This window comes from Pedobacter sp. 22163 (genome assembly GCF_052045595.1).
In the GTDB taxonomy this organism is placed as follows: Bacteria; Bacteroidota; Bacteroidia; order Sphingobacteriales; family Sphingobacteriaceae; genus Pedobacter.
In genome coordinates this window covers 1-22,172 of the sequence record NZ_JBQEPM010000018.1, presented here as the reverse complement: position 1 = coordinate 22,172, position 22,172 = coordinate 1, and the positions used below count along the sequence as shown (strand labels likewise).

The following is a 22,172-nucleotide window of genomic DNA, read 5'->3' as shown; positions in this document are numbered from 1 at the left end:
TTTTTCAACTTTACAGCGAGTAAATGCCTTTCTACCCTCAACCTTTTTGCGTATCTTTGCGGCTTATTTTGATTATAGCATGATTTCAGTTTCTAATTTATCGTTACGATACGGCAAACGCACATTATTTGAAGATGTTAACCTAAAGTTTACCCAGGGCAACTGCTATGGCGTAATTGGGGCTAACGGCGCAGGTAAATCTACTTTTCTTAAAATTTTATCGGGAGAGGTAAACCAAACTTCTGGTAGTGTGGCTTTTACTCCAGGCGAAAGAATGGCAGTTTTAAAGCAAAACCACTACGAATTTGATGAGTTTTCGGTATTAGAAACCGTAATGATTGGCCATAAAGAACTTTATGCCATCATGAAGGAGAAAGATGCCATTTATATGAAGGAAGATTTCTCGGAGAAAGATGGCGAACGTGCCGGAGAGCTTGAAAATCTTTTTGCCGAAATGGACGGTTGGAACATGGAAAGCAATGCTGCAACCATGTTAAGCAATTTGGGCATTACCGAAGATAACCACTATAAATTACTAAAGGAGCTAGACAATACGCAGAAAGTACGTGTGTTACTGGCACAGGCCTTATTTGGTAATCCGGATATTTTATTACTGGATGAGCCTACCAACGATTTGGATATCGAAACCATTGCCTGGTTAGAAAACTTTTTGGCCGATTACCAGAATATTGTATTGGTTGTATCGCACGACAGGCACTTTTTAGATGCAGTATGTACGCATATTGTGGATATCGATTTTGCTAAAATGAGCATTTACACCGGTAACTATACTTTCTGGTACGAATCTAGTCAGTTGGCATTAAAACAGCGTAGCGACCAGAACAAAAAAATGGAAGATAAAGTGAAGGAGCTACAGGAATTTATCCGCAGGTTTAGTGCAAATGCGTCTAAATCAAAGCAGGCAACTTCACGTAAGAAAGCTTTAGATAAGATTGATATTACCGAAATTAAAGCATCGAGCAGAAAATATCCAGCTATTATCTTCAATAATACTGGTCGTGAGGCTGGTGATCAGATTTTACAGGTGGAAAACCTGGGTAAAAACGGAAACGATGGTGTTTTGTTCGACAAAGTTACCTTCATGGTAAATAAAGGTGATAAAATTGCTGTATTATCTCAGAACAGTTTAGCTACTGCAGCATTTTATGATGTGTTAACGGGCAGAGATACAGAGCACAGGGGTGAATTTAAATGGGGTGTAACCATTAGTACTGCAGATATCCCGAACGATAACTCTGAATATTTTGCAGGTAAAGATGAAAACCTGGTAGATTGGTTACGTGAATACTCTGGTACCGATGCAGATGAGCAATTTGTACGCAGCTTTTTAGGCCGTATGTTATTCTCGGGCGAAGAAGTACTTAAAAACGTAAAAGTACTTTCGGGAGGCGAAAAAATGCGTTGTATGTTCTCCAGAATGATGTTACAACAAGCCAACCTGTTAATGTTTGATGAGCCAACCAATCACCTGGATCTCGAATCTATTGAGGCACTTAACAATGGCATGAAAGATTTTAAAGGTGCGATATTATTTACCTCACGAGATCACCAGTTAACAGAAACCGTTGCCAACCGTATTATCGAAATTACACCAAAAGGTACTATAGATAAGTTGATGACTTACGATGAATATATCAACAGCAGCGATGTTGCAAAACTAAGAGAAGAAATGTATTCTTAATTTTCTTCAATTAAAATATCGATTTAAAAGCCACATGCACCCCATGTGGCTTTTTCTTTATAAAAAAACACTTCTGCTGTAGCGTTTCCATCTCATTAATCGTTTTACAAGAAAAAAGCGTTAATGGCCATTAACCAATTTTGTTCAAAAAATTGATTTAAAACATTAAAATGAAAACGAATTTGAAAAATTTTAGCACTACAAAAATTATTCTCTCTCTCTTAGCGATAGCTTTAACCATTACGGCTTGTAAAAAAGACTTTAACAACGACCCTATCGAAGCGGCCGGTATTGGCTTTGTTCATGCATCACCTGGAACTGGCGCCTTGGATTTTATCATGGATAACCAAAAAATAAATAGCTTTACCTACACTAAAGATTTAGGATACTATGCCGCTTATCCAGGAACAAGATTAGTAGGTGTTGCTAAAAAAGACTCTCTAAAATATTTAACCACAGCTCAAGCTACATTAAAAGAAGGATCATTTTATTCGGTTTTCGTAGTAGATACTTTAAAATCTACAAAACTTTTAATCCTTGAAGATGATTTAAAAGCACCTGAAACTGATAAGGCTAAAGTTCGTTTTGTAAACTTAAGTCCGGGTTCTGCCCCGTTTGATTTAGCAATTGCAGGTACAGATGCACCTTTATTTACTGCAAAAGCTTTTAAAGAGTTTACCACTTTTAGCAATATTGCACCGAATGACAGCTATACTTTCGAGTTAAAGCAAAGTGGAACAGTTAAAGTTAGCTTACCTGCTGTTAAAATTGAAAAAGGTAAAATTTATACCATCTGGGCTAAAGGCTTATCGAGCAAAACCGATAGTACTGGAGTTGGCTTATCAGTGATGACAAATAAATAAAAATATTTCACGCTACCTGTGAAAATGAAAACTGACACCACTCAAAAAATTGGGTGGTGTTATTTTTCTTAAATTTGCAACAATTAATCATGATAAACCTTTAATAAATAGTCCTTTACAGGGGTGATAAAAAAAATACTCAGTTTTGAGGAAATTTTAAAAGGCTGTGTAAAAAACGACAATAGCTGTAAAGAAATGATGTATAAATCATTTTATGGCTATTTAATGGGCATTATTTTAAGGTATACAAAGAACCCTTCTGATAGTGAAGAGCTTGTAAATGATAGTTTTATCAAGATTTTTAAACATGTTGGTGGCTTCAAAGCACCAAAAAATCCGGAAGAATTACAGCGATCGTTTAAGGGCTGGATTGCCCAGATTGCCTCGCGGACGGCAATAGACAAAATAAGGAGTTCGAAAGTTCAGTTTTATGTTGATGATTTAGCAGAAAGTGAACATCCGGTTACCCAGGTTTCGGTCGCTTCGGAACTACACGTTAATGATATTTTGAATTTACTAAATCACTTACCAGATACGCAGAGACTGGTATTTAACTTATATGAGATTGAGGGCTTTGCTCACGATGAAATTTCCAAGATGTTAAACATTCCCGAAAGTTCCAGTCGTGTTTACCTTACACGTTCTAAAAATAAGTTACGTACCCTTTACCTAAATACCATGGTTAATTCATACGAAAAAAATGGATAAGGAATTAATTGAGCATATCACCGCGCAACTCCAAAACCATGAGGAAACATACCCTAATGGTGCCTGGGAGCGCTTTTCGGAGAAAAAAAATAAGAGACGAGGCATTGCTTTTTGGCCTTTGTGGGCTGCTGCTGCCTTAATTTTGGTATTCGGAGGTGTGTTTTTTACGCAAAACAATAATATAGATCAGAAAAAAGATATAGCAATAACTAAACCTAAAGCTCGGCAAAATGCTACTGCCGATGGGAATACAAATGCAAATACTGAGACTAAAACCAATCCTACTTCATTAAATAATGGTATTAGCCCTGTAAATAACCTGGCGGCAAATCGTCCAGCCAAAATTACGGAAAGCACAAAACCATTATTAACAACGCAGACCGGTTATCCGTTTATTAATACATCGGACCAATTGACTTCTGTAAACAATAACCTTTTAGATAATAAGCTTGCGGGTGCTAATCTTTCAGACCTAAAAACAAAACAATTTGATATTTTAACGGAAAAGAAGAAACCTCAACCTGCTGCGCAAACAAGTTTTGAAAAACTGCTTGCCCAGGATAGTTATGCGAATCAACAAAAACCGCCATCAAAAACAAACGTGAATTCTAAATGGCAGCCTGATGTGTATATTGCGCCAGCAATGGGTAATGATAATAAAGTAACCATGAACTATGGCTTTTCTTTATCGTATGCTATTGCCAATAAATTATCGATAAGTTCTGGCGTTTCTTATGCTTCTATTAGCACTACTGAATCGTTAAACGCTTCTGCGCCACAAACCTTATCGGGCAAAAACCTCGAGTCAGTTGATGCCAAAGTGCGTGGAATTAATGTTCCTTTAGAATTAAAATACAACATAAGTGATAAACTCTACACTAACATAGGGGTTTCTGCACTAGCCGTTTTAAACAACTCGCAGCAGAACAATTACATTATAAACCAAGTTCAAAGTTTTTCTTCTCCAACAGTAAATGGCTATGCCGATTCTAAAACATTGATTGTAAAAGAAAAGACCACTGAGCCACAGCCCGAAGCCAATATAGATCCTGATAAATATATCGGATTTTATAATTTTTCTTTGGGTTATAAACAAAAAATATCCAAAAAGAACAATATTGCCATCGAGCCTTTTTTAAGGTTGCCGATGAAAACTTTCTCTAAAGAAAACCTTAATCTCACCAACGGTGGGCTGCGTTTGAAGATCGATTTTTAGAAAAAAAACTAAGATATTTAGTATATTTGGTTAAATACCCAATATGAAGAATATCAAACCATATCCTACTGAAGAGGAGCAACCTCCAATTAAAACCCTTAACGAGGTCGATTTTTCTGCATCTTACAGTTATGCAGATTATATGCGCTTCGAATTTGAAGAGCGTTTAGAACTTATCAATGGTTACATTTTCAAGATGAGCCCTGCTCCTTCCAGGATTCATCAAAAAATATCGGGAAGAATTTACGCACCAATTTATAATGCACTGAATGGCCATAAATGTGAAGTTTATTCAGCACCTTTTGATGTACGTTTAGCAAAGAAAAGTGTAGATGACAAAGAAGTTTTCACCGTAGTGCAACCCGATATTGCTGTAATCTGCGACCAATCTAAACTGGATAAACGTGGATGCATTGGCGCACCCGATATTGTTGTCGAAATTTTATCACCAGGTACTAATAAAAAGGAATTGGTCAATAAATACGAGGTTTACGAGGAAGCAGGTGTTAAAGAATACTGGATTGTAAGTCCATCAGAAAAAATATTTTTCAGATATATCCTTGATGACAAAGGCAAGTTTCAACCAACAAAACTGCTCACCGAAGGCGAAGAGGTAACTACAACGATCATACCAGGCTTTAAGCTTGTTCTTGAAGAGGTGTTTAAAGACTAGGATAATGTTATGAAAAATATTAAACCATATCCTACTGAAGAAGAGCAACCTCCAATTAAAACCCTTAATGAGGTCGATTTTTCTGCGACTTACAGTTATGCAGATTATATGCGCTTCGAATTTGAAGAGCGTTTAGAAATTATCAAAGGCTACATTTTCAAGATGAGCCCTGCTCCTTCGCGAATTCACCAAGGTATTTTAGCCAACATTTTTGTCCCAATATACAATATACTCAAAGGGAAACCGTGTCATGTCTACTGCGCCCCTTTTGATGTACGTTTAGCAAAGAAAAGTGTAGATGACAAAGAAGTTTTCACCGTAGTGCAACCCGATATTGCTGTAATCTGCGACCAATCTAAACTGGATAAACGTGGATGCATTGGCGCACCCGATATTGTTGTCGAAATTTTATCACCAGGTAATAATAAAAAGGAATTGGTCAATAAATACGAGGTTTACGAGGAAGCAGGTGTTAAAGAATACTGGATTGTAAGTCCATCAGAAAAAACATTTTTCAGATATATCCTTGATGACAAAGGCAAGTTTCAACCAACAAAACTGCTCACCGAAGGCGAAGAGGTAACTACAACGATCATACCAGGCTTTAAGCTTGTTCTTGAAGAGGTATTTAAAGACCAGGATAAATTCTATGAAAAATATTAAACCATATCCTACTCAAGAGGAGCAACCTCCAATTAAAACCTTTAACGAGGTCGATTTTTCTGCAACTTACAGTTATGCAGATTATATGCGCTTCGAATTTGAAGAGCGCTTAGAAATTATCAAAGGTTACATTTTAAAAATGGGCCCTGCTCCTTCCAGGATTCATCAAAAAATATCGGGAAGAATTTCCAACCCCCTCTATAATGCATTAAATGGTAAAAAATGTGAAGTATATACCGCTCCTTTTGATGTTCGTTTAGCTAAGAAAACTCAAGATGATAAAGAAGTTTTCACCGTAGTGCAACCGGATATCGTGGTAGTTTGCGATCAGACTAAGCTGGATAGACGTGGATGTATTGGCGCACCGGATATTGTTGTCGAGATTTTATCGCCTGGCAATAATAAAAAAGAGCTGATCAATAAATACGAGGTTTACGAAGAAGCAGGTATTAAAGAATACTGGATTGTAAGCCCTTCGGAAAAAACATTTTTCAGATATATCCTTGATGACAAAGGCAAATTTCAGCCAACAAAACTACTCACTGAGGGTGAAGTAGTAACCACAACGATTATACCTGGTTTTAAACTCATGTTAGATGAGGTTTTTCAAGATTAAAAAATGGATATTAACTAAAGAAGTCAAGTTTTAAATGGCAATTTGCTATTTAAAACTTGACTTCTTAGATATCGCTTATCTATAATTAGTGTCCTGAATGACCATCAGCTCCGTGAGCATGACCATGAGCCAATTCATCTTGAGTAGCTTCACGTACATTTAAAATCACACCGCTAAACACTAAATTTTTACCAGCCATTGGGTGGTTTAAATCTACTGAAATGGTTTCGTCGTGAACAGCAGTAACACCTGCTCTAAACTGGTTACCATTGTTATCTTGTAAAGGAATCACATCACCTACATTCGGCAATTCGCCACCAGCTTCAGTAAACATGGTTTTTGGAAGGTCGGCAAAAGCACCTGGATCAATATCACCGTAACCATCTGCTGCAGATAGCTCGAAGCCATATTCATCACCAGTTTTCAAACCGGTTAAATGTTCTTCAAATTTAGGCAACATCATGCCAACGCCATATAAAAATACTAAAGGATTTTCTTCGTCAGCTTTTTCTACAAAAACTTGTTGTCCTTCTTCGTTAGTAGTATGCAATTCGTAAGTTAACGCTACTACAGAGTTTGGTGAAATATTCATTTAAATTAATTTATTGTAAATACTCTAATGCGTCCTCAACAGTGTTAACCGGCAACTGGCATACTTTATTTCGGCAAATATAAACTTTTGTTTCATTGCTTTGCTTACCTTTTAACAGCGGCAGGTTACTTTTTGTTCCGCCCAATGTAATTTTGTTTGGAATATAATGTCCGCTTAATGCTAACTTAATACTATCGGTTTCTAAACCGGTAATGGCAATTTCGTTTATGCCGTAAATTTCGTTTAACAATTGAATAGCCCAATTTGAGTAAGCAGAGCCATAAGTTTTGATCTTCGGTTGAACCGCTGCAAGCATTCCTGAGGCTTTTTCAGTATAATGTTCAATATCGAAAAGCAAGCCCAGTTTCTTTAAATTCTGTGCCATGGTAGAATTTGAAGCGGGAATTACATTATCCATTACTTCGTGTTTACGGGCAATTAAATCTTCACTTTCAGCTGAGGTATAGAAAAACATCGGCGAATCTGTATCCGTAAAATTAGCGATCACATAATCGGTCAATGATTTTGCCTCTTCTAACCATTTTTCATCAAAATCAGCCTCGTATAAGGCAATCAGACCTTCAATAAAAAAGGCATAATCATCTAAGAAACCCGTGATGGAAGCCTTTCCGTTTTTATAATTACGGTATAAGCCACCATTTTTTGATTTTAAGTGGTTTAAGATAAAACTGGCCGCAGCTGATGCTTTTTCGTAATATGGTTTATGATTTAATACCTCTGCAGCATCAGCCAAAGCTTTAATCATCATGCCATTCCAGGCAGTTAAACACTTATCATCCAAGCCTGGTCTGATTCTTCGACTACGCACAGCCATTAACTTTTCTTTAGCTAAGTTTACCTTATCGTAAAGCACCTCCGGCGAAATATTAAATTCTGCAAGTAAATCATCATCGCTGATCGTTTTACGCAGGATATTCGTTTGTTCTTCTTCCCAATTACCTTCTTCGGTAATGTTGTAATAAGCGCCGATTAATTGGGCATCTTCCCCCAAAACCTGATCGAATTCTACCTTATCCCAAATGTAAAACTTACCCTCTACTCCTTCGCTATCTGCATCTAATGCCGAATAAAACAATCCATCAGCTGAAGTCATCTCTTCAAAAACCCAATTTATGGTTTCGACTAATGTTTGTTTAAACGAATAGAATTTGGTGCACTGATACGCCTCTGCGTATAAACTGATGAGCTGAGCATTATCGTAAAGCATTTTTTCGAAGTGCGGCACATGCCATTTATCATCAACCGAATAACGGGCAAAACCGCCACCAATCTGATCGTAAATACCGCCCCGACTCATTTCTTCGAGTGTATGACAAACCGCTGTAAAAACAGATTCATCATCTTTTAAAAAGCCATAACGCAATAAAAAGACCCAATTATTGGGCAAAGGAAATTTTGGAGCGCGATTATAACCTCCATAACCAATATCGAAATGACGTTTCCATGGATCGATAATTTCAGTTAAATGTTCATGGGTATACTCTTCTGCTGTTATTGCTGGGATTATTTTTTCGCTGTCTTTGATGCCCGAGGTTAACCGCTCGGCGTATTGAATAGCTTTATCGGGTTCATTCGCCCAAAGCGCGGCAACATTTTCCAGAATGTTGATCCAATCGTTTTTTCGGAAATAAGTGCCACCATAAATTGGACGCTGATCGGGCAAGCAGATACAGTTTAAAGGCCAGCCCCCGCTCCCTGTCATGAGTTGGATGGCATACATATAAATCTGATCAATATCAGGGCGCTCCTCACGATCAACCTTAATGCAGATAAAATGACGGTTCATCACCTCAGCCACTTCATGATTCTCGAAACTTTCGCGCTCCATAACATGGCACCAATGGCAGGCCGAATAGCCAATGCTCACCAATATGAGTTTATTTTCCGTTTTTGCCTTTTCTAATGCTTCTGCGCCCCACTCATACCAATTAACAGGATTATGGGCATGCTGCAACAGATATGGAGATGAGGCGTGGATCAGGTTATTGGTATCAGACATGGCAGTTAATGTAAAATGTAAGCGGAAAATTGAATTCTAATTGGAGGCGTAAATCTATTAATATTCTACAAACCTGTTTCGATTTAGTTTTGTTTTTATACTTTAGTTGGAAATCTATCTGAAGGAATGGAATTAGCCATAAATGAGTTGTTTATTTGGAAATTTGACACAGAGCGTCAAGAATTGAGCTGAACCCATTATCGACTATTATTCAGATTTTCAAACCCTATAACCTTACACCTTAATCATCAACCTCAAAAAAATGAAAATCACCCATACCGAAATATACCGTTTTAGCATCCCTATGGAACCTTTTGTTATTGCAACGGGAACCATGCATTTTGCTCAGAATGTATTGATCAGAATTTTTACCGATACAGGTATTCACGGGATTGGCGAATGCTCTGCTTTCCCGATGATTGTAGGCGAAACACAGGAAACCTGCATTGCGATGGCTAAAGACTTTGCCGCCATTCTAAAAGGGAAAGATCCTTTAGAAATTCCGGAACGGATGAACGATTTATTGGGTTACGCCGATCATAACAATACCATTAAAAGCGCTTTCGATATGGCATTGTTTGATATTGCAGCCAAAAATGCAAAATTACCGCTTTATAAATTTCTTGGCGGAACCAAACGTACCATTGAAACTGATATGACTATTGGTATCGATACACCTGAGGGGATGGCCACAACAGCATTGAAATATAAAAGCCAGGGTTGCCGGATTTTAAAAATTAAGCTGGGCAAAAAAGTACACGATGATATAGAAAGGGTAAAACATATTCGCGAAGCGGTGGGCGAAGATTTAATTTTACGTCTGGATGCCAATCAAGGCTGGAGTTTTGATGACGCATTATTTGCCTTAGGCGAATTAGAAAAATACAATATTGAGTTTTGCGAACAACCCATGCGTACCTGGTATGATGATAAATTACCCGAGCTGAATGTAAATTCGCCGATTAAGCTCATGGCCGACGAAAGCTGTTACAATCACCACGATGCCCGTAAATTGATCAATAGCCAGTCTACAACTTATTTAAACATTAAATTTTCGAAATCCGGAGGCATTTTAGAAGCGCAAAAAATCCATGAAGAAGCCTTACAACGCGGCGTAAAATGTATGATTGGGAGTATGCTCGAAACCCGGATTGCTTTAAGCGCCAACCTACATTTTGCATTGGCCAGTCCGAATGTTGAGTTTTTTGACTTAGATACCGCCTTGCTTGGCCATTTGATCGATCCTGTGGTTGGTGGCCTCACTTATAATGGATACTTCCTTGATGTGCCCGAAGAAATTGGTATTGGTGCTGAAGCTGATGAATTTTTCTTAGCGGAATGTGAAAATTGGACTATTTAGTTCAGTTGTTCATTAGTCAATAGTTCATTGGTCAATAGTTCATTGGTTTTCCTGCCTGGCGCCTTTAGAAGATTAAATTATCCATCAGCTAGTTTGAAGAATTAATCAATTACCGATTCCATTTGATCAACGAACTATTGAACTTACTAACAGATTGCTTCCCCGAAGAGCGGGGCAGGCTGTCGGCTGAAAAAGCCTTCTCGCAATGACGAAAACGGTTATGCATCATGCCTAAGAACCAATGACCAGTGAACTAATGACTAATGACCAGTCAACCAATGACTAATGAACTAATAACCTATCTAACGCTAAACTATCTCCATTAAAAGCATTAAAATCAACCACATGACCAATGCCGTTAATTTTGGCTTTATCAGAGTGCTGCCAAAACTTCCAACGGCTTTTATCCATTCTTAATTTTGGTTGATAATAATGGGCAATCCACAAGGGATAATCATCAAAATGGTCGACTAAATAATCTTCATAAAATTTAAGACCGGTATAAACAATCGGCCTGACTTTGGTTTTCATTTCTATATAATTGAGAAAATCAGACAATTCTGCCCTCATTTTCAAAGGAGAAACGCCATCCAGCGATTCAATATCCACAACAGGCGGCAAATCCCCTTTCTCGATATTTACCACTTGCAGGAAAAACTTAGCCTGTGTTTTGCCATCCTTTTTTGGTCTGAAAAAATGATATGCACCGCAAATAATCCCTGCTTTTGGGGCTTCACGCCAATTGCGTTGAAAATATGGATCGACCAACATTAATCCCTCTGTGGCCTTGATAAATGCAAAACGGATACTAACCTCATCCTCTTTCATTTCCTTTACTTTTTGCCAGTTTATTTTGCCCTGATAGTAGGAAACATCGATACCGTGAACGGTATATTTTTTAGGGATTTTGATGTTAAAGCTTTCGTAAGTTCTGTAATTTGGGTCTTGCCCCCAATCTTTAACCCATCGCCAGGTAGCAACAAAACTTCTTAAAACATAACCGTAGTAAAATGGAGAGAGCAAAACCAACAGTAAACCTGCAATAACCAATTTAAGTTGAACCGAAACACCCTGCTTCTTTTTTCTGCTTGTTGTGGGTTTTCTGGCTACAGGTTTCCTAACGGCAGGTCTTCTGGCAACAGGGGTCTTGTTTATTGGGGTTCTTTTCTCTGGCGGCATTTGATCGGTTTCCGGATGCAAATTTGTGAAAAATTACGGGATATTTTTCTGCTCATATTTTTTAATCCGACAAGCGGATATTGAATTCAGATGATTAATTAATATCTGGCTTTTGCTATTTTTACCATATCTAAATACAGCATGTTCAAACTTATTTTCAACACCTATAAAACATCATTCAGCGGATTAAGCAGAGAAACCTGGCTATTGAGCATTGTAATGATGTTTAACAGATGTGGGAGCATGGCTGTTCCATTTATGGGCTTATACGTTACTCAAAGTTTGCATCGCTCCGAAATGGACGCGGGTTTAATCATTACCTTATTTGGTGTAGGTTCTATTCTGGGTTCGGCAACAGGAGGAAAATTGACCGATATGATTGGTTTCCGCCCGGTGCAAATCCTTTCTTCGATAGTAGGCGGTTTACTTTTCATCCTCTTTTCTACCATTACTCACTTTTACAGTTTATGCATTTTAACTGTTGTCATCAGCTTTTTTTCTGAGGCATTCCGCCCTGCAAATTTCACGGCTGTTGCACACTACGCTGCAGCAGGTACTATAACAAGATCGTACTCTTTAAACAGACTCGCGGTAAACATCGGTTGGTCGGTAGGCATTAGTTTGGCAGGAATTATCGCTTCAATTAATTATAAGCTTTTGTTTATTGTTGAAGGTGGCGTAAGCATTATTGTTGGTTTATTAATCCTGTCGTTTTTGCCACAGGTGAAAGATTTTATTAAAAAAGCTAAAGAAAACGCCAGCAACATGGTTATTCTGAAACCTTGGGAAGATGTTTTCTATGTAAAGTTCATTCTGCTTACTACTGTTTTTATTACCTGTGCTTTTTTAATGTTTAGGGTTGTTCCGGTATTTTTTAAGGAACAATGGCATATTGATGAGTTTCAGATTGGAATTATAATAGGCCTTAATGGGGCTGTAATCGCTTTATTTGAAATGATTATGATCAACAAGATTGAAGCAAAAAGATCACCCATGTTTTTTATTACAGTTGGTGCGGTTCTATTTTCAATTTCATACATCATTTTAAGTGCCCCGGTTAGTTTCCATATTGTTGCAGCAGTACTTACCATTGTCGTTTTTACCTGCGGAGAGATGCTCACATTGCCGTTTATAAACACCATCGTAATTAGCAGAAGTAACGAACATAACAGAGGCTTATATGCAGCAGGCTATACCTTGAGCTGGTCGTGTGCGCAGGTTATTGGTCCATTGTTTGGCTTCTTCATTGCCAAAAATTTCGGTTATAACTGGCTTTGGTTCGGACTGGCCTGTATGCTTTTATTATGCACCTGGGGATTTAATACACTGAATAAAAAGCAGGCAAAAACTATTTTGCAAAAAAGTGAAGCTCAGCTGGAAATTGAATAAAATCTCCAGCTGACAGCAACTATTTAACTTTCTGGGCTTTTACCCCTTCGTTTGTAATTTTTACGGGAAGAATATTACCATCTGCATCAAACTTCATTTCATCAATACAGGTAACACGATGATTGCCATCAGTTTCGGTTAAGGGGCGGCGGTGGTAAACAATGTAATATTGTCCTTTTTTCTCGTTGATAATTACAGAGTGGTGGCCTGCGCCGGTAGCAATGGAGGCATCTTGTTTTAATATTTTGCCAATCCTTTTAAATGGCCCAAATGGCGAATTGCCAACGGCATAAGCTACTGAATAATCGGGACCAGTCCAGCCGCCTTCGCTCCACATGAAATAATATTTACCATTTCTGATGAACATATATGGCCCTTCTACATAATTATCAGGTGTAATTTCTTTAAAGGTTGTACCATCTTCAAAAGGCAAAAAGCCAGTAAAATCTTTATTCAACTTGGCAATATTGCAGTGTTTCCAGCCACCATAAATTAAATAATACTGGCCGTCTTTATCTTTAAACACAAACTGATCAATAGGTTGAGCGCCATTATGGAATTTATCTACCAAAGGTTTCCCTAAATGGTCTTTATATGGTCCCTCTGGTTTATCGGCAACGGCTACGCCAATTCCACCAATTTCTTTATCGCTTTGAATATCGTTAGCCCCAAAAAACAGGTAATATTTTTTGTCTTTTTGCACAATTGCGGGCGCCCACATGGCTTTGTTGGCCCATTTTACAGCAGCAGTATCTAAAATATGCGGGTGTTTTTTCCATTTCACCAAGTCGTCTGATGAAAAGGCGTCCAGAAAAACCTGCTCTTTGTATTTGGCAGAATAGGTTGGATAAACCCAATACTTATTGTTAAAAATAGCTGCATCAGGGTCTGCATACCAGCCTTGAAATATTGGATTTCCAGACTGATTAATCGTTTTAGTATCTTGAGCTAAAGAAGTTAGTCCAGATAAAAGTAAAAGAGATGAGAATAGATATTTCATGGCAGCAATTTAGAAAAAAATCCGTGGTAAAAAAATTAGCTTATTTCATTTGTAGCTGGAAAGGATGGAAAGTAAAGTGCAAAGATGTATAAGGATAGTATGGTCTTCGACTCCGCTCAGACTGACAATATCTACTAATAATAGGCTCTGGTAAATGCAGAATGCATATCTAGCTTCAGGTTAAGCGCTAATATTGTCTAAAGGGGGGATTTATTGTATGAGAATTGATATTAATAACAGCAGAGAACATATTAACCACCAAGTCACAAAGAACACAAAGTTCAGTGCCTTGTGATATACGGCTAAAAACCAAACCACATAAGACACATAAGTTACATATAAGCTCAATGCCTCATATGTTCTTACATGCCTTATATGTTGAAAAATTATAATAAAAGTAAGCCCCTGAAACAAGTTCAGGTTGACGGATCGAGTGCATGATCATCATCCAACAGCTATCGGATGCGAAAGGGCTTTTTCGGCCTATGAAGCAATCTTTATGGCAAGGATCACTAGCGTGAAAGATTGCTTTGTCGTTCCTCCTCGCAGTGACGCCGATTTTTACAACCCATCAATGGTAGCCTGTCGAAGGACATATGTTTTTTTATTTCGACTAATGGTCTTCGACTCCGCTCGGACTGACAATAAAAGTTAAATTCATTTAGTTGTTGGAAATCAAAACTTGTAGCATTTCAGCTAAACCTGCCCTGCCCTCCGTTTCAAATCCTCGGCCTCATGCTTCGGCCTGCGGGTTTTACACTACGGTCAGGTTTAGGTTGCAAGGTCTGTAATACTATTTAAAGTTTTATAGCGGATGCAGGAACAGGCTTTGCTTCGAAGAACGAGACGCAGTTAAATAAACCCGACAAAGCTAAATAGCCCGGAATGGAGCGCAGCGAAATGAGGACTATAAGCGATGGCGGGACTACAGCACCTATGAAAATGTGACGCTCATTTTCAAAAAAAATCCCTGCTTATATTAAATAGGCAGGGATGGTCTTCGACTCCGCTCAGGCTGAACAAAATATAATTTTGTTCAGCCTAAAATGCGTGGTTAAGCTTATTTGCTCAATTCTGCGAAATATTTATGGAATAATGGCAAAGTCTCTATTCCTTTATAATAATTGTAAATATCATATTTCTCATTTGGCGAATGTAAAGCATCGCTATCTAAACCGAAGCCAAAAAGTACCGATTTAATACCCAATGCATCTTCAAACAAGGCCACGATAGGAATACTACCACCACCACGTGTTGGAATAGCTTTTTTACCAAAACTATCTTCAATTGCTTTTTCGGCTGCCTGGTAAGCAATACTATCAGTTGGGGTTACCACTGGTTCGCCGCCATGATGAGGCGTAACCTTTACTTTTACATTTTTAGGCGCTATGCTTTCGAAATGTTTGGTAAAAATCTCGGCAATTTCTTCTGAGCTTTGATGTGGAACCAAACGCATAGAAATTTTTGCATTGGCTTTACTCGGCAATACGGTTTTTGCACCTTCGCCAATGTAACCGCTCCAAATTCCGTTTACTTCTAAAGTTGGACGGGTACCTGTACGCTCTAAGGTTGAATAACCTTTCTCGCCCCAAACTTCTTCGATATCTAAATCCTTTTTGTACTCTGTCTCGTCGTAAGGTGCAGAATTTAATGCTTTTTTCTCCTCATCTGTTAACTCAAGTACTTTATCATAAAATGCAGGGATAGTGATGTGGTTATTTTCATCGTGTAATGAAGCAATCATTTTACAAAGGATAGTTGCCGGATTGGCCACAGCACCACCATAAACTCCTGAGTGCAAATCGCGGTTCGGACCAACTACTTCAACTTCCATGTAAGCTAAACCACGCAAACCGGTTTCGATTGACGGATGTTCCATGCTGATCATCGAAGTATCAGAAATTAAAACTACATCGGCTTTTAAACGTTCGGCATTGGCGTTTACAAAAATACCCAGATTTGCAGACCCCACCTCCTCTTCACCTTCGATCATAAATTTAACATTGCAGGCCAAAGTATTGGTTTGCATCATCAGTTCGAATGCTTTTACATGCATATAAAACTGTCCTTTATCATCGCAAGCACCGCGGGCATAAATTTTACCATCGCGTACTGTTGGCTCAAAAGGTGGTGTATGCCAAAGTTCTAATGGATCGGCCGGTTGAACATCGTAATGACCATATATTAAAACAGTGGGTAAAGAAGCATCTATAATTTTTTCGCCATAAACAATAGGATATCCTGCGGTTGGGCAAATTTCTACCTGATCTGCACCTGCATCTTTTAATTTCTGCGCAACATAATCAGCTGTTTTTAAAACATCGCCTTTGTATTTCGGATCAGCACTTACCGATGGAAAACGCAATAACTCAAACAACTCATCTAAAAAACGTTGTTTGTGCGTTTCTACATAATTTTTAATCTCTTGCATAACAAAATGAATTTGGACAAATATAGGTTTTACCAAATAAAAAGGCACTTAAGCGCCTAATAAATTATCCCCATTCCAGGGTAAAATTTTGCTTATAGCCAGACGGTTAATGAGTTGTTTATTTTTTTTAAGCCCCAAAATCACGGCTCTATTTTTTAAACTTAAAACGCGTCTTTTAATAAATACAAAAAAATGATTTAATGTTTGTAAAAAAATATAGCACAGCATTAATTATATTTACTTTTTTGTAAATTGCGCCAATAACAGATATCCTTAAATCCTGTACGAAAGAATTTTAACAATGAAGTTTAGCGCAAAAGTATTTCTATCTCTGCTGCTGCTTCTTGTTGTCCGCATTTCTTCCTTAGCTCAGGGGCAGCCCCCTACCCGCGTAAGTTGCCCGGAAGCAGCCCAATATTATTCGAAAGACAGCATAAATATTGTAACCTTTGGAGCCAGTACCGTAGAAGGCGTTAATGGTGTTGGTTTTCAAACCATGCTTCAGAACAATTTCATAAATTGTTATACGAATAAAATCGTGGATATTACCAATCATGGTATTGGTGGCCAGACTACTTTTCAGGGATTACTCAGAATTGATAATGCAATAGCCAATAGAACCGGTTTTATTGTAATTGATATGGGCATTAATGATGCCGTTGCAATGACTACTGGCAAAGGAAATGTAGCCGAAACCGTTGCTAATATGCGGGCATTGATTACAGCAAGCCTTAAACAGAAATTAGTTCCAATTTTATGTACACTCCAGTTTGTTGATGACAGGACCGTTAAAAGTAATGTGGCTGTAAATACCAACATCAGAAATCTTAATACAGCCTACAGAAAATTAGCTGCAGAATATAAAATATATTTAGCCGATGTAAATGCGGCCATGAGACGTGATTTTTCGCTTTATCAGGATGCCTTTCATCCAAATGCACGCGGTTACAGATTGGTGAGCTATGTAATTTTCGACGCCATTAATAAAGCAATTTTTGATAAATTCTTAAAATTTACCGTTTCTCAGAATTACCCTAATCCAGCAGCCATGCAAACATTTATTGATGTTGTTTTGCCCGAAACGGATAAACTTAATATTCAGATTTACGATTTAATGGGCCGCTTGGTTAAAACAGTTGTAAATGAATACCTCAATACCGGAAAACATACCTTAGAAATTAATACCTCGACCTTTGTTCCCGGCATTTATTTCTTTAAAATATCTTCCGATTCAGGTCAATATAATTCTGCAAAAAAGTTTATTGTAGCGAGGTAACAAAAGATTTAAATATTAGTCTATTTATAGATTAATATGTTTTATACCTTTAACCATGACTACTGAGACATTTTTCACCAATGAAGTTATTGATCTCGATCTTCTTCCAAAATACGAAGAAATTCAGTTAAGCCGGCCACACCCCGATTATTGGAAAATTATCTGTATTAATCTACTGATCTTTTTTGGCCTGTTGGGAATAGCTATTGGGATACTCCTGTTTTTTATTGATGAAGCAAGACCAAATGCCAAATGGATTATCCCCCTTTATTTAGCTTTATTTGCCATCTTTTCGTTACTCTTTCGCGCCAGTTTTAAGAAACGGGGTTATGCTATCCGCACACATGATGTAATATACAAAAGTGGAATTATTGCCGAATCGACAACAATTGTGCCTTTAAACAGGATTCAACATATCGAATTAAATGAAGGGATTTTTTCCAGAATATATAAACTGGGATCATTACAGCTATTTACCGCAGGTGGACAAACAGGGCATATCCATATTTCGGGGATTGCAATTGATGATGCCAAGCGTATCAGGGATCTGCTTTTGAAAAAACTAGACCTACTTGAAAATCCAGCAACAGAATTGAATGCCAATGAATAACGATTTTAGTAAACCGCAGCGCGAATCGGCCTTTGGCATCATTGTAATGGGTGCACATACCATGCTAAAAATTGGAAAGGCGAGTTTTTTCTTATTTATTATTGCCTTTGTAAAGATGTCGAGCACTTCTTTCACCTACCTGATCTTAGGCATTTCTGCGATAATTGTATTCAGTTTTATATTTGCTTATTTATGGTATTTAAAATTTACATTCTTTTTAGATAAAGAAAAGCAGGAATTTGTAGTGAATAAGGGGATATTCAACCGCGATCAGGTAATTATTCAGCTCGATAAAATACAGCAGGTTAACATTAACCAGAATATTCTGCAGAAAATTATTGGAGTTTATGGCTTAAAAATCGATACAGCCGGTGCTCACGGCGAAGAAGTAAGTATAAAAGCAATTGATGAAACTTCTGCCTATAACCTTAAAGAACATTTATTAAATAGCAGAACTGTAACTGAAGCACAATCGGAAATTGAACACGAAAACCACAAGACAGCAGAAACACCATTTTTAAGAATAAGTGCCTGGACTTTGTTTAAAGTAGGACTTACCTCTAATTATGGACAAAGTTTAGCTTTACTTGCTGCTTTTTTTTACACCGTTATTTATGAGGGCAGACAATTGCTTGATGCTTTTAAAATTAATAAAGATGAAATTCAGAGCACGGTAACGGGTATGTTAACCATTGTGACGGTTTTTATCTTAATTGCAAGCCTTTTAGTTTTACTGTTGATTATTAATCTGGTTAGAACCTTTTATAAGTATTTCGAACTCGAAATTAGCGAACATAAAAACACACTTTTACTCTCTTCAGGGCTCATTGCCAAGAAAAACACCTTGATTAGTCCGAGTAAAGTCCAGATTACCAAATACAGCCAGAATTACTTTCAAAAAAAGATGACTATGCTAAATATGAGTTTAAAGCAGGCTCATTTTGGTCAAAGTAAAAAAGGGCATGAAATGCAGGGAAATACCTTAGAAATTCCTGGATGTAACCCTGGCGAAAGGGATGAATTGTTAAAAATGATATTGGGTCAAATACCTTTAAAAACAAAAGCATTTATCCCCGACTGGCGTTTTTTGAATTTGCCTATTTTCTTTAAACTGATTTTGCCTGTGGTGGCATTTTTAATCATTGCATTTAACGTTCCTGAGGTTAAACCCTATATCGGCGTATCAATTGCTTACTTAATCATTGGTATTTTGATGATTTATATCAGTTATCGCCGACATCAGATTTCAGTAAGTCAAGATTTCATCATCAAAACCAGCGGGATTTGGGATATTTCAAATGAAATTGTAGTGCCAAATAAAATTCAGGCCATTACCACTCAATATCCATGGCATAAAGGGGTTGATGTTGGTCACCTCACTTTACACACGGCTGCAGGTCAGATTCATTTTAAATATGGCAATTATACCGAAATTAAACAGCTGGTAAATTACTGGTTGTATCAGGTAGAGGTTAAAAATGAGAATTGGATGTAATTTTTTTGAAGAAAAAACAATTAATATGAATACCAGGGAACAGATTATTTTAAATGAAGATAGATTATTAACGGCTATAAAGCATGGCAATATGGAGGATCTGGACCTGCTTTTGCATGAAGATTTACTTTTTAACCTGCACAATGGAGTAACCATAACAAAGGCGATGGATATGGAAACTTATACATCCGGAAATTTAGTCGTGAATTCTATTTTACCGGCTGAACAGCAAATTAATCTGATTAACGATACGGCAGTTGTTAGCGTGAAAATTGAACTAAAAGCAGTATATAATTCGCAATCCATCGAAGGTATTTTCAGATATTTAAGAGTTTGGAAGGTCTTTGATCAGGAATGGAAAGTAATTGCCGGAAGCTGTGTGTCCATATAAAAAATAACAGCTGCCAGGTTTAAATCCAAACAGCTGCTATAATTCGATTAATTCTGGTATGCCGCAGCAAACTCAGCAGCAAAATCTTTAAGCTTAATGTTACCTAAAACGGGCCTGTTTCTATAATAATCTACAAAAAGTTTATTACTCTTAATCGCATCGCCCATTTCTACATAGTTTTTGGCTATTTCTTCAGGTAAACCCGCTCCTACCATCCCGTTAAATGCATCTTCATCGCTAAATTCTATCCAAGGTAAGTCTGGTTTACCTACTGCAGCACCCAATGCTTTTGCAACATGAGCCGGCGTACTTTCATCATCACTGGCTACATACTGTATGGTTTTACCTGTAAAATTGCTTTCCAATACTTCGGCAGCTACCTCGGCAATGTTACGGGGATGCACCAAAACAAGTTTAGAATCGGCGCCATAATTAGCCCCTAATATGTTTGCATGTTTAACCATATCGATGTTGGCTAAAAAGTTAATGTAAAAATAACCAGTACGTAAATGTTTCACATCTACCCCATTTAATTCGGCAAAAATATTTTCTACATCATGTAATCCTGCAATTGGGCCTGTTCCATCTGGCAGATCTGCACCTACACTACTTAAATTTACTACTTTTTTAACCCCAGACTCTTTTATGGCAACAGCATAATTTTCGCCGATACTTTTAATATATGCCCTAAATTTTGGTGCTGCAAAATTTGGCGGAACCATGGTGTAAATGGCGTCAGCCCCACTAAAAGCATTCTTTAAAAATCCGGTATCGCTAACACTACCAATTAAGGGTATTGCACCGAGCGATTTAATTTCTTCGGTTCTATCAGTGTTACTGCTAATAATTTTTACTTCATGGCCTTTGGCTACCAATATTTCTGCAAGGGGTCTGGTAATATTACCTATTGATCCTGTTAATGTTATTTTCATGATTTTTTGTTTTTAAATATTGAATACAAAGCTATATTTGTACTTACTTTTATACAAGTACTTACCCCAAAGTATGTAACCATGACAGCTGTTAAAGAAAGTTCGACCCGTAATTTTAATAAAGGTGTAGCGCTAACCAGCTGCCCGGTTACCTTTGTAATGGAAAAAATCGGTGGTTATTGGAAACCCATTATTATTTTTCATTTAATGAGCGGACCAAAACGTTACAGCGAGTTAAAACGTGCAATACCACAGATAACTGAAAAAATGCTTATACAGCATTTAAAGCAATTGCAAAATGATGATCTTGTTCATCGGGATGCACAAGCCGTTGTCCCTCCGGTAGTTACCTATAGCCTCACAAAATCGGGGCAGGATCTTTTTCAGGTATTGGATTCGATGGTAGATTGGGCCGTTAAAAATGGCTCTGTTTAACTATTATTACATACTGATCTGCGCAATCTGATAAATTCTGACCACGAAGTAGCGATTAGACCTAAAAAATCCATAAGAACAGCTAATAAACAAATTCGATAGCTACTTGCACGGGCATTGCGCTCCGAAAAAGAAAATTAGTTGACAAATAGGCAATATATTTTTTTTATTGATTGGAAATGAGAGGGCGGTTTTTCATTGGAGATTGCAGTCCTGCTGTTCGCTGTAGCCCTCATGCTTCGGGGCTGCCGCTGCCATCAGGTTTATGAACAGCGTGGGTGCAAGCTGCAGCCTCAGAAATGAATACGGTTTTGGCCATTTAGCGCTGGGTGGAGCGGCACGCCAATGTCTTTAAGTTAATGGTAAATCGCAAAAAGATGTCACCCTGAGGCATAATTTATTGTATGAAAATCAGTATTAATGAGAAGTGAATTTAAAAGATTAAATCTCCTCAGATTATCGTCCTTTAGATTTGTATAATGGAATTATAGTTTATTTTTAGCTATTAATAATATACAAATATTACCTAACTCGGTAGCGGCTCATTAACAGATCGTCAAGGTTTTTATACCTATGCAATGATAAAATCCGCTACCGTTTTTCCCTTAGTGACCAGATAAC

General features: G+C 37.6%; 20 protein-coding genes. 14 read left to right on the top strand and 6 right to left on the bottom strand.

Features of this window, described 5'->3' with window-relative positions; all coding sequences use genetic code 11:
• The first annotated feature begins 79 nt into the window (after positions 1-79).
• From ACTJKN_RS26970 to ACTJKN_RS26940, 7 genes are all read left to right on the top strand, one after another.
• Entirely contained in the window at positions 80-1,702 is a 1,623-nt protein-coding gene (locus ACTJKN_RS26970) for an ABC-F family ATP-binding cassette domain-containing protein (protein ID WP_440828714.1), read from the top strand.
• A 170-nt stretch (positions 1,703-1,872) separates the two neighbouring features.
• The gene (locus ACTJKN_RS26965) at positions 1,873-2,565 is read left to right on the top strand and encodes a DUF4397 domain-containing protein (RefSeq protein ID WP_440828713.1); all 693 of its coding nucleotides are present in this window, start codon (positions 1,873-1,875) and stop codon (positions 2,563-2,565) included.
• A 123-nt stretch (positions 2,566-2,688) separates the two neighbouring features.
• Complete coding sequence (locus ACTJKN_RS26960) at positions 2,689-3,273, top strand: RNA polymerase sigma factor (protein WP_086547055.1); 585 nt, start codon at positions 2,689-2,691, stop codon at positions 3,271-3,273.
• Positions 3,266-4,489, top strand: a complete 1,224-nt coding sequence (locus ACTJKN_RS26955; protein ID WP_440828712.1) for a hypothetical protein — start codon at positions 3,266-3,268, stop codon at positions 4,487-4,489. Before ACTJKN_RS26960 ends, ACTJKN_RS26955 begins: the two co-directional genes overlap by 8 nt.
• 43 nt (positions 4,490-4,532) lie before the next feature.
• The gene (locus ACTJKN_RS26950) at positions 4,533-5,162 is read left to right on the top strand and encodes a Uma2 family endonuclease (RefSeq protein ID WP_440828711.1); all 630 of its coding nucleotides are present in this window, start codon (positions 4,533-4,535) and stop codon (positions 5,160-5,162) included.
• 9 nt (positions 5,163-5,171) lie between these two features.
• Positions 5,172-5,825 carry a Uma2 family endonuclease gene (locus ACTJKN_RS26945; protein ID WP_440828710.1) on the top strand — a complete coding sequence of 218 codons (654 nt, stop codon included), beginning with the start codon at positions 5,172-5,174 and terminating at the stop codon, positions 5,823-5,825.
• The gene (locus ACTJKN_RS26940) at positions 5,812-6,441 is read left to right on the top strand and encodes a Uma2 family endonuclease (protein ID WP_440828709.1); all 630 of its coding nucleotides are present in this window, start codon (positions 5,812-5,814) and stop codon (positions 6,439-6,441) included. Before ACTJKN_RS26945 ends, ACTJKN_RS26940 begins: the two co-directional genes overlap by 14 nt.
• A gap of 85 nt (positions 6,442-6,526) precedes the next feature.
• Here ACTJKN_RS26940 and ACTJKN_RS26935 read toward each other — a convergent pair whose 3' ends face one another.
• Both ACTJKN_RS26935 and ACTJKN_RS26930 read right to left on the bottom strand, forming a co-directional pair.
• Positions 6,527-7,033 (bottom strand): FKBP-type peptidyl-prolyl cis-trans isomerase, encoded by a 507-nt coding sequence (locus ACTJKN_RS26935; protein WP_055905862.1) that lies wholly within the window; start codon positions 7,031-7,033, stop codon positions 6,527-6,529.
• Positions 7,034-7,043: 10 nt separating this feature from the next.
• Positions 7,044-9,053, bottom strand: a complete 2,010-nt coding sequence (locus ACTJKN_RS26930; RefSeq protein ID WP_440828708.1) for a thioredoxin domain-containing protein — start codon at positions 9,051-9,053, stop codon at positions 7,044-7,046.
• A 262-nt stretch (positions 9,054-9,315) separates the two neighbouring features.
• On the opposite strand from ACTJKN_RS26930, the gene ACTJKN_RS26925 reads away from it, so the two are divergent.
• On the top strand, positions 9,316-10,413 hold the full coding sequence (locus tag ACTJKN_RS26925; protein WP_440828707.1) for a mandelate racemase/muconate lactonizing enzyme family protein: 1,098 nt from the start codon (positions 9,316-9,318) through the stop codon (positions 10,411-10,413).
• Positions 10,414-10,695: 282 nt separating this feature from the next.
• Here ACTJKN_RS26925 and ACTJKN_RS26920 read toward each other — a convergent pair whose 3' ends face one another.
• Positions 10,696-11,592, bottom strand: a complete 897-nt coding sequence (locus tag ACTJKN_RS26920) for a glycoside hydrolase family 25 protein (RefSeq protein ID WP_440828706.1) — start codon at positions 11,590-11,592, stop codon at positions 10,696-10,698.
• A gap of 141 nt (positions 11,593-11,733) precedes the next feature.
• Between ACTJKN_RS26920 and ACTJKN_RS26915 the strand changes: the two genes are divergently transcribed.
• Positions 11,734-12,981, top strand: a complete 1,248-nt coding sequence (locus ACTJKN_RS26915) for an MFS transporter (protein ID WP_440828705.1) — start codon at positions 11,734-11,736, stop codon at positions 12,979-12,981.
• A gap of 19 nt (positions 12,982-13,000) precedes the next feature.
• On the opposite strand, the gene ACTJKN_RS26910 is transcribed toward ACTJKN_RS26915, so the two are convergent.
• Complete coding sequence (locus ACTJKN_RS26910) at positions 13,001-13,981, bottom strand: glycoside hydrolase family 43 protein (RefSeq protein WP_440828704.1); 981 nt, start codon at positions 13,979-13,981, stop codon at positions 13,001-13,003.
• A 1,060-nt stretch (positions 13,982-15,041) separates the two neighbouring features.
• Positions 15,042-16,412 carry a dipeptidase gene (locus tag ACTJKN_RS26905; RefSeq protein ID WP_440828703.1) on the bottom strand — a complete coding sequence of 457 codons (1,371 nt, stop codon included), beginning with the start codon at positions 16,410-16,412 and terminating at the stop codon, positions 15,042-15,044.
• A gap of 301 nt (positions 16,413-16,713) precedes the next feature.
• On the opposite strand from ACTJKN_RS26905, the gene ACTJKN_RS26900 reads away from it, so the two are divergent.
• From ACTJKN_RS26900 to ACTJKN_RS26885, 4 genes are read left to right on the top strand one after another with little or no spacing between them, the layout of a single operon-like run.
• Complete coding sequence (locus ACTJKN_RS26900; protein ID WP_440828702.1) at positions 16,714-17,688, top strand: GDSL-type esterase/lipase family protein; 975 nt, start codon at positions 16,714-16,716, stop codon at positions 17,686-17,688.
• Positions 17,689-17,743: 55 nt separating this feature from the next.
• Positions 17,744-18,298: a PH domain-containing protein gene (locus tag ACTJKN_RS26895; RefSeq protein ID WP_440828701.1), complete on the top strand. Its 555-nt coding sequence runs from the start codon at positions 17,744-17,746 to the stop codon at positions 18,296-18,298.
• Entirely contained in the window at positions 18,291-19,793 is a 1,503-nt protein-coding gene (locus ACTJKN_RS26890) for a PH domain-containing protein (protein ID WP_440828700.1), read from the top strand. Before ACTJKN_RS26895 ends, ACTJKN_RS26890 begins: the two co-directional genes overlap by 8 nt.
• 25 nt (positions 19,794-19,818) lie before the next feature.
• Entirely contained in the window at positions 19,819-20,184 is a 366-nt protein-coding gene (locus ACTJKN_RS26885; protein WP_440828699.1) for a nuclear transport factor 2 family protein, read from the top strand.
• Between the two features lie 47 nt (positions 20,185-20,231).
• Here ACTJKN_RS26885 and ACTJKN_RS26880 read toward each other — a convergent pair whose 3' ends face one another.
• Positions 20,232-21,116: an NmrA family NAD(P)-binding protein gene (locus tag ACTJKN_RS26880; RefSeq protein WP_440828698.1), complete on the bottom strand. Its 885-nt coding sequence runs from the start codon at positions 21,114-21,116 to the stop codon at positions 20,232-20,234.
• A gap of 81 nt (positions 21,117-21,197) precedes the next feature.
• On the opposite strand from ACTJKN_RS26880, the gene ACTJKN_RS26875 reads away from it, so the two are divergent.
• Positions 21,198-21,551: a winged helix-turn-helix transcriptional regulator gene (locus ACTJKN_RS26875; protein ID WP_215126812.1), complete on the top strand. Its 354-nt coding sequence runs from the start codon at positions 21,198-21,200 to the stop codon at positions 21,549-21,551.
• Positions 21,552-22,172: the final 621 nt, after the last annotated feature.

Excerpts from the sequence above, each read along its gene's own strand:
- ACTJKN_RS26970 (WP_440828714.1), top strand. The coding sequence starts at position 80 with ATGATTTCAGTTTCTAATTTATCGTTACGATACGGCAAACGCACATTA.
- ACTJKN_RS26965 (WP_440828713.1), top strand. The coding sequence starts at position 1,873 with ATGAAAACGAATTTGAAAAATTTTAGCACTACAAAAATTATTCTCTCT.
- ACTJKN_RS26955 (WP_440828712.1), top strand. The coding sequence starts at position 3,266 with ATGGATAAGGAATTAATTGAGCATATCACCGCGCAACTCCAAAACCAT.
- ACTJKN_RS26950 (WP_440828711.1), top strand. The coding sequence starts at position 4,533 with ATGAAGAATATCAAACCATATCCTACTGAAGAGGAGCAACCTCCAATT.
- ACTJKN_RS26945 (WP_440828710.1), top strand. The coding sequence starts at position 5,172 with ATGAAAAATATTAAACCATATCCTACTGAAGAAGAGCAACCTCCAATT.
- ACTJKN_RS26940 (WP_440828709.1), top strand. The coding sequence starts at position 5,812 with ATGAAAAATATTAAACCATATCCTACTCAAGAGGAGCAACCTCCAATT.
- ACTJKN_RS26935 (WP_055905862.1), bottom strand. The coding sequence starts at position 7,033 with ATGAATATTTCACCAAACTCTGTAGTAGCGTTAACTTACGAATTGCAT.
- ACTJKN_RS26930 (WP_440828708.1), bottom strand. The coding sequence starts at position 9,053 with ATGTCTGATACCAATAACCTGATCCACGCCTCATCTCCATATCTGTTG.
- ACTJKN_RS26925 (WP_440828707.1), top strand. The coding sequence starts at position 9,316 with ATGAAAATCACCCATACCGAAATATACCGTTTTAGCATCCCTATGGAA.
- ACTJKN_RS26920 (WP_440828706.1), bottom strand. The coding sequence starts at position 11,592 with ATGCCGCCAGAGAAAAGAACCCCAATAAACAAGACCCCTGTTGCCAGA.
- ACTJKN_RS26915 (WP_440828705.1), top strand. The coding sequence starts at position 11,734 with ATGTTCAAACTTATTTTCAACACCTATAAAACATCATTCAGCGGATTA.
- ACTJKN_RS26910 (WP_440828704.1), bottom strand. The coding sequence starts at position 13,981 with ATGAAATATCTATTCTCATCTCTTTTACTTTTATCTGGACTAACTTCT.
- ACTJKN_RS26905 (WP_440828703.1), bottom strand. The coding sequence starts at position 16,412 with ATGCAAGAGATTAAAAATTATGTAGAAACGCACAAACAACGTTTTTTA.
- ACTJKN_RS26900 (WP_440828702.1), top strand. The coding sequence starts at position 16,714 with ATGAAGTTTAGCGCAAAAGTATTTCTATCTCTGCTGCTGCTTCTTGTT.
- ACTJKN_RS26895 (WP_440828701.1), top strand. The coding sequence starts at position 17,744 with ATGACTACTGAGACATTTTTCACCAATGAAGTTATTGATCTCGATCTT.
- ACTJKN_RS26890 (WP_440828700.1), top strand. The coding sequence starts at position 18,291 with ATGAATAACGATTTTAGTAAACCGCAGCGCGAATCGGCCTTTGGCATC.
- ACTJKN_RS26885 (WP_440828699.1), top strand. The coding sequence starts at position 19,819 with ATGAATACCAGGGAACAGATTATTTTAAATGAAGATAGATTATTAACG.
- ACTJKN_RS26880 (WP_440828698.1), bottom strand. The coding sequence starts at position 21,116 with ATGAAAATAACATTAACAGGATCAATAGGTAATATTACCAGACCCCTT.
- ACTJKN_RS26875 (WP_215126812.1), top strand. The coding sequence starts at position 21,198 with ATGACAGCTGTTAAAGAAAGTTCGACCCGTAATTTTAATAAAGGTGTA.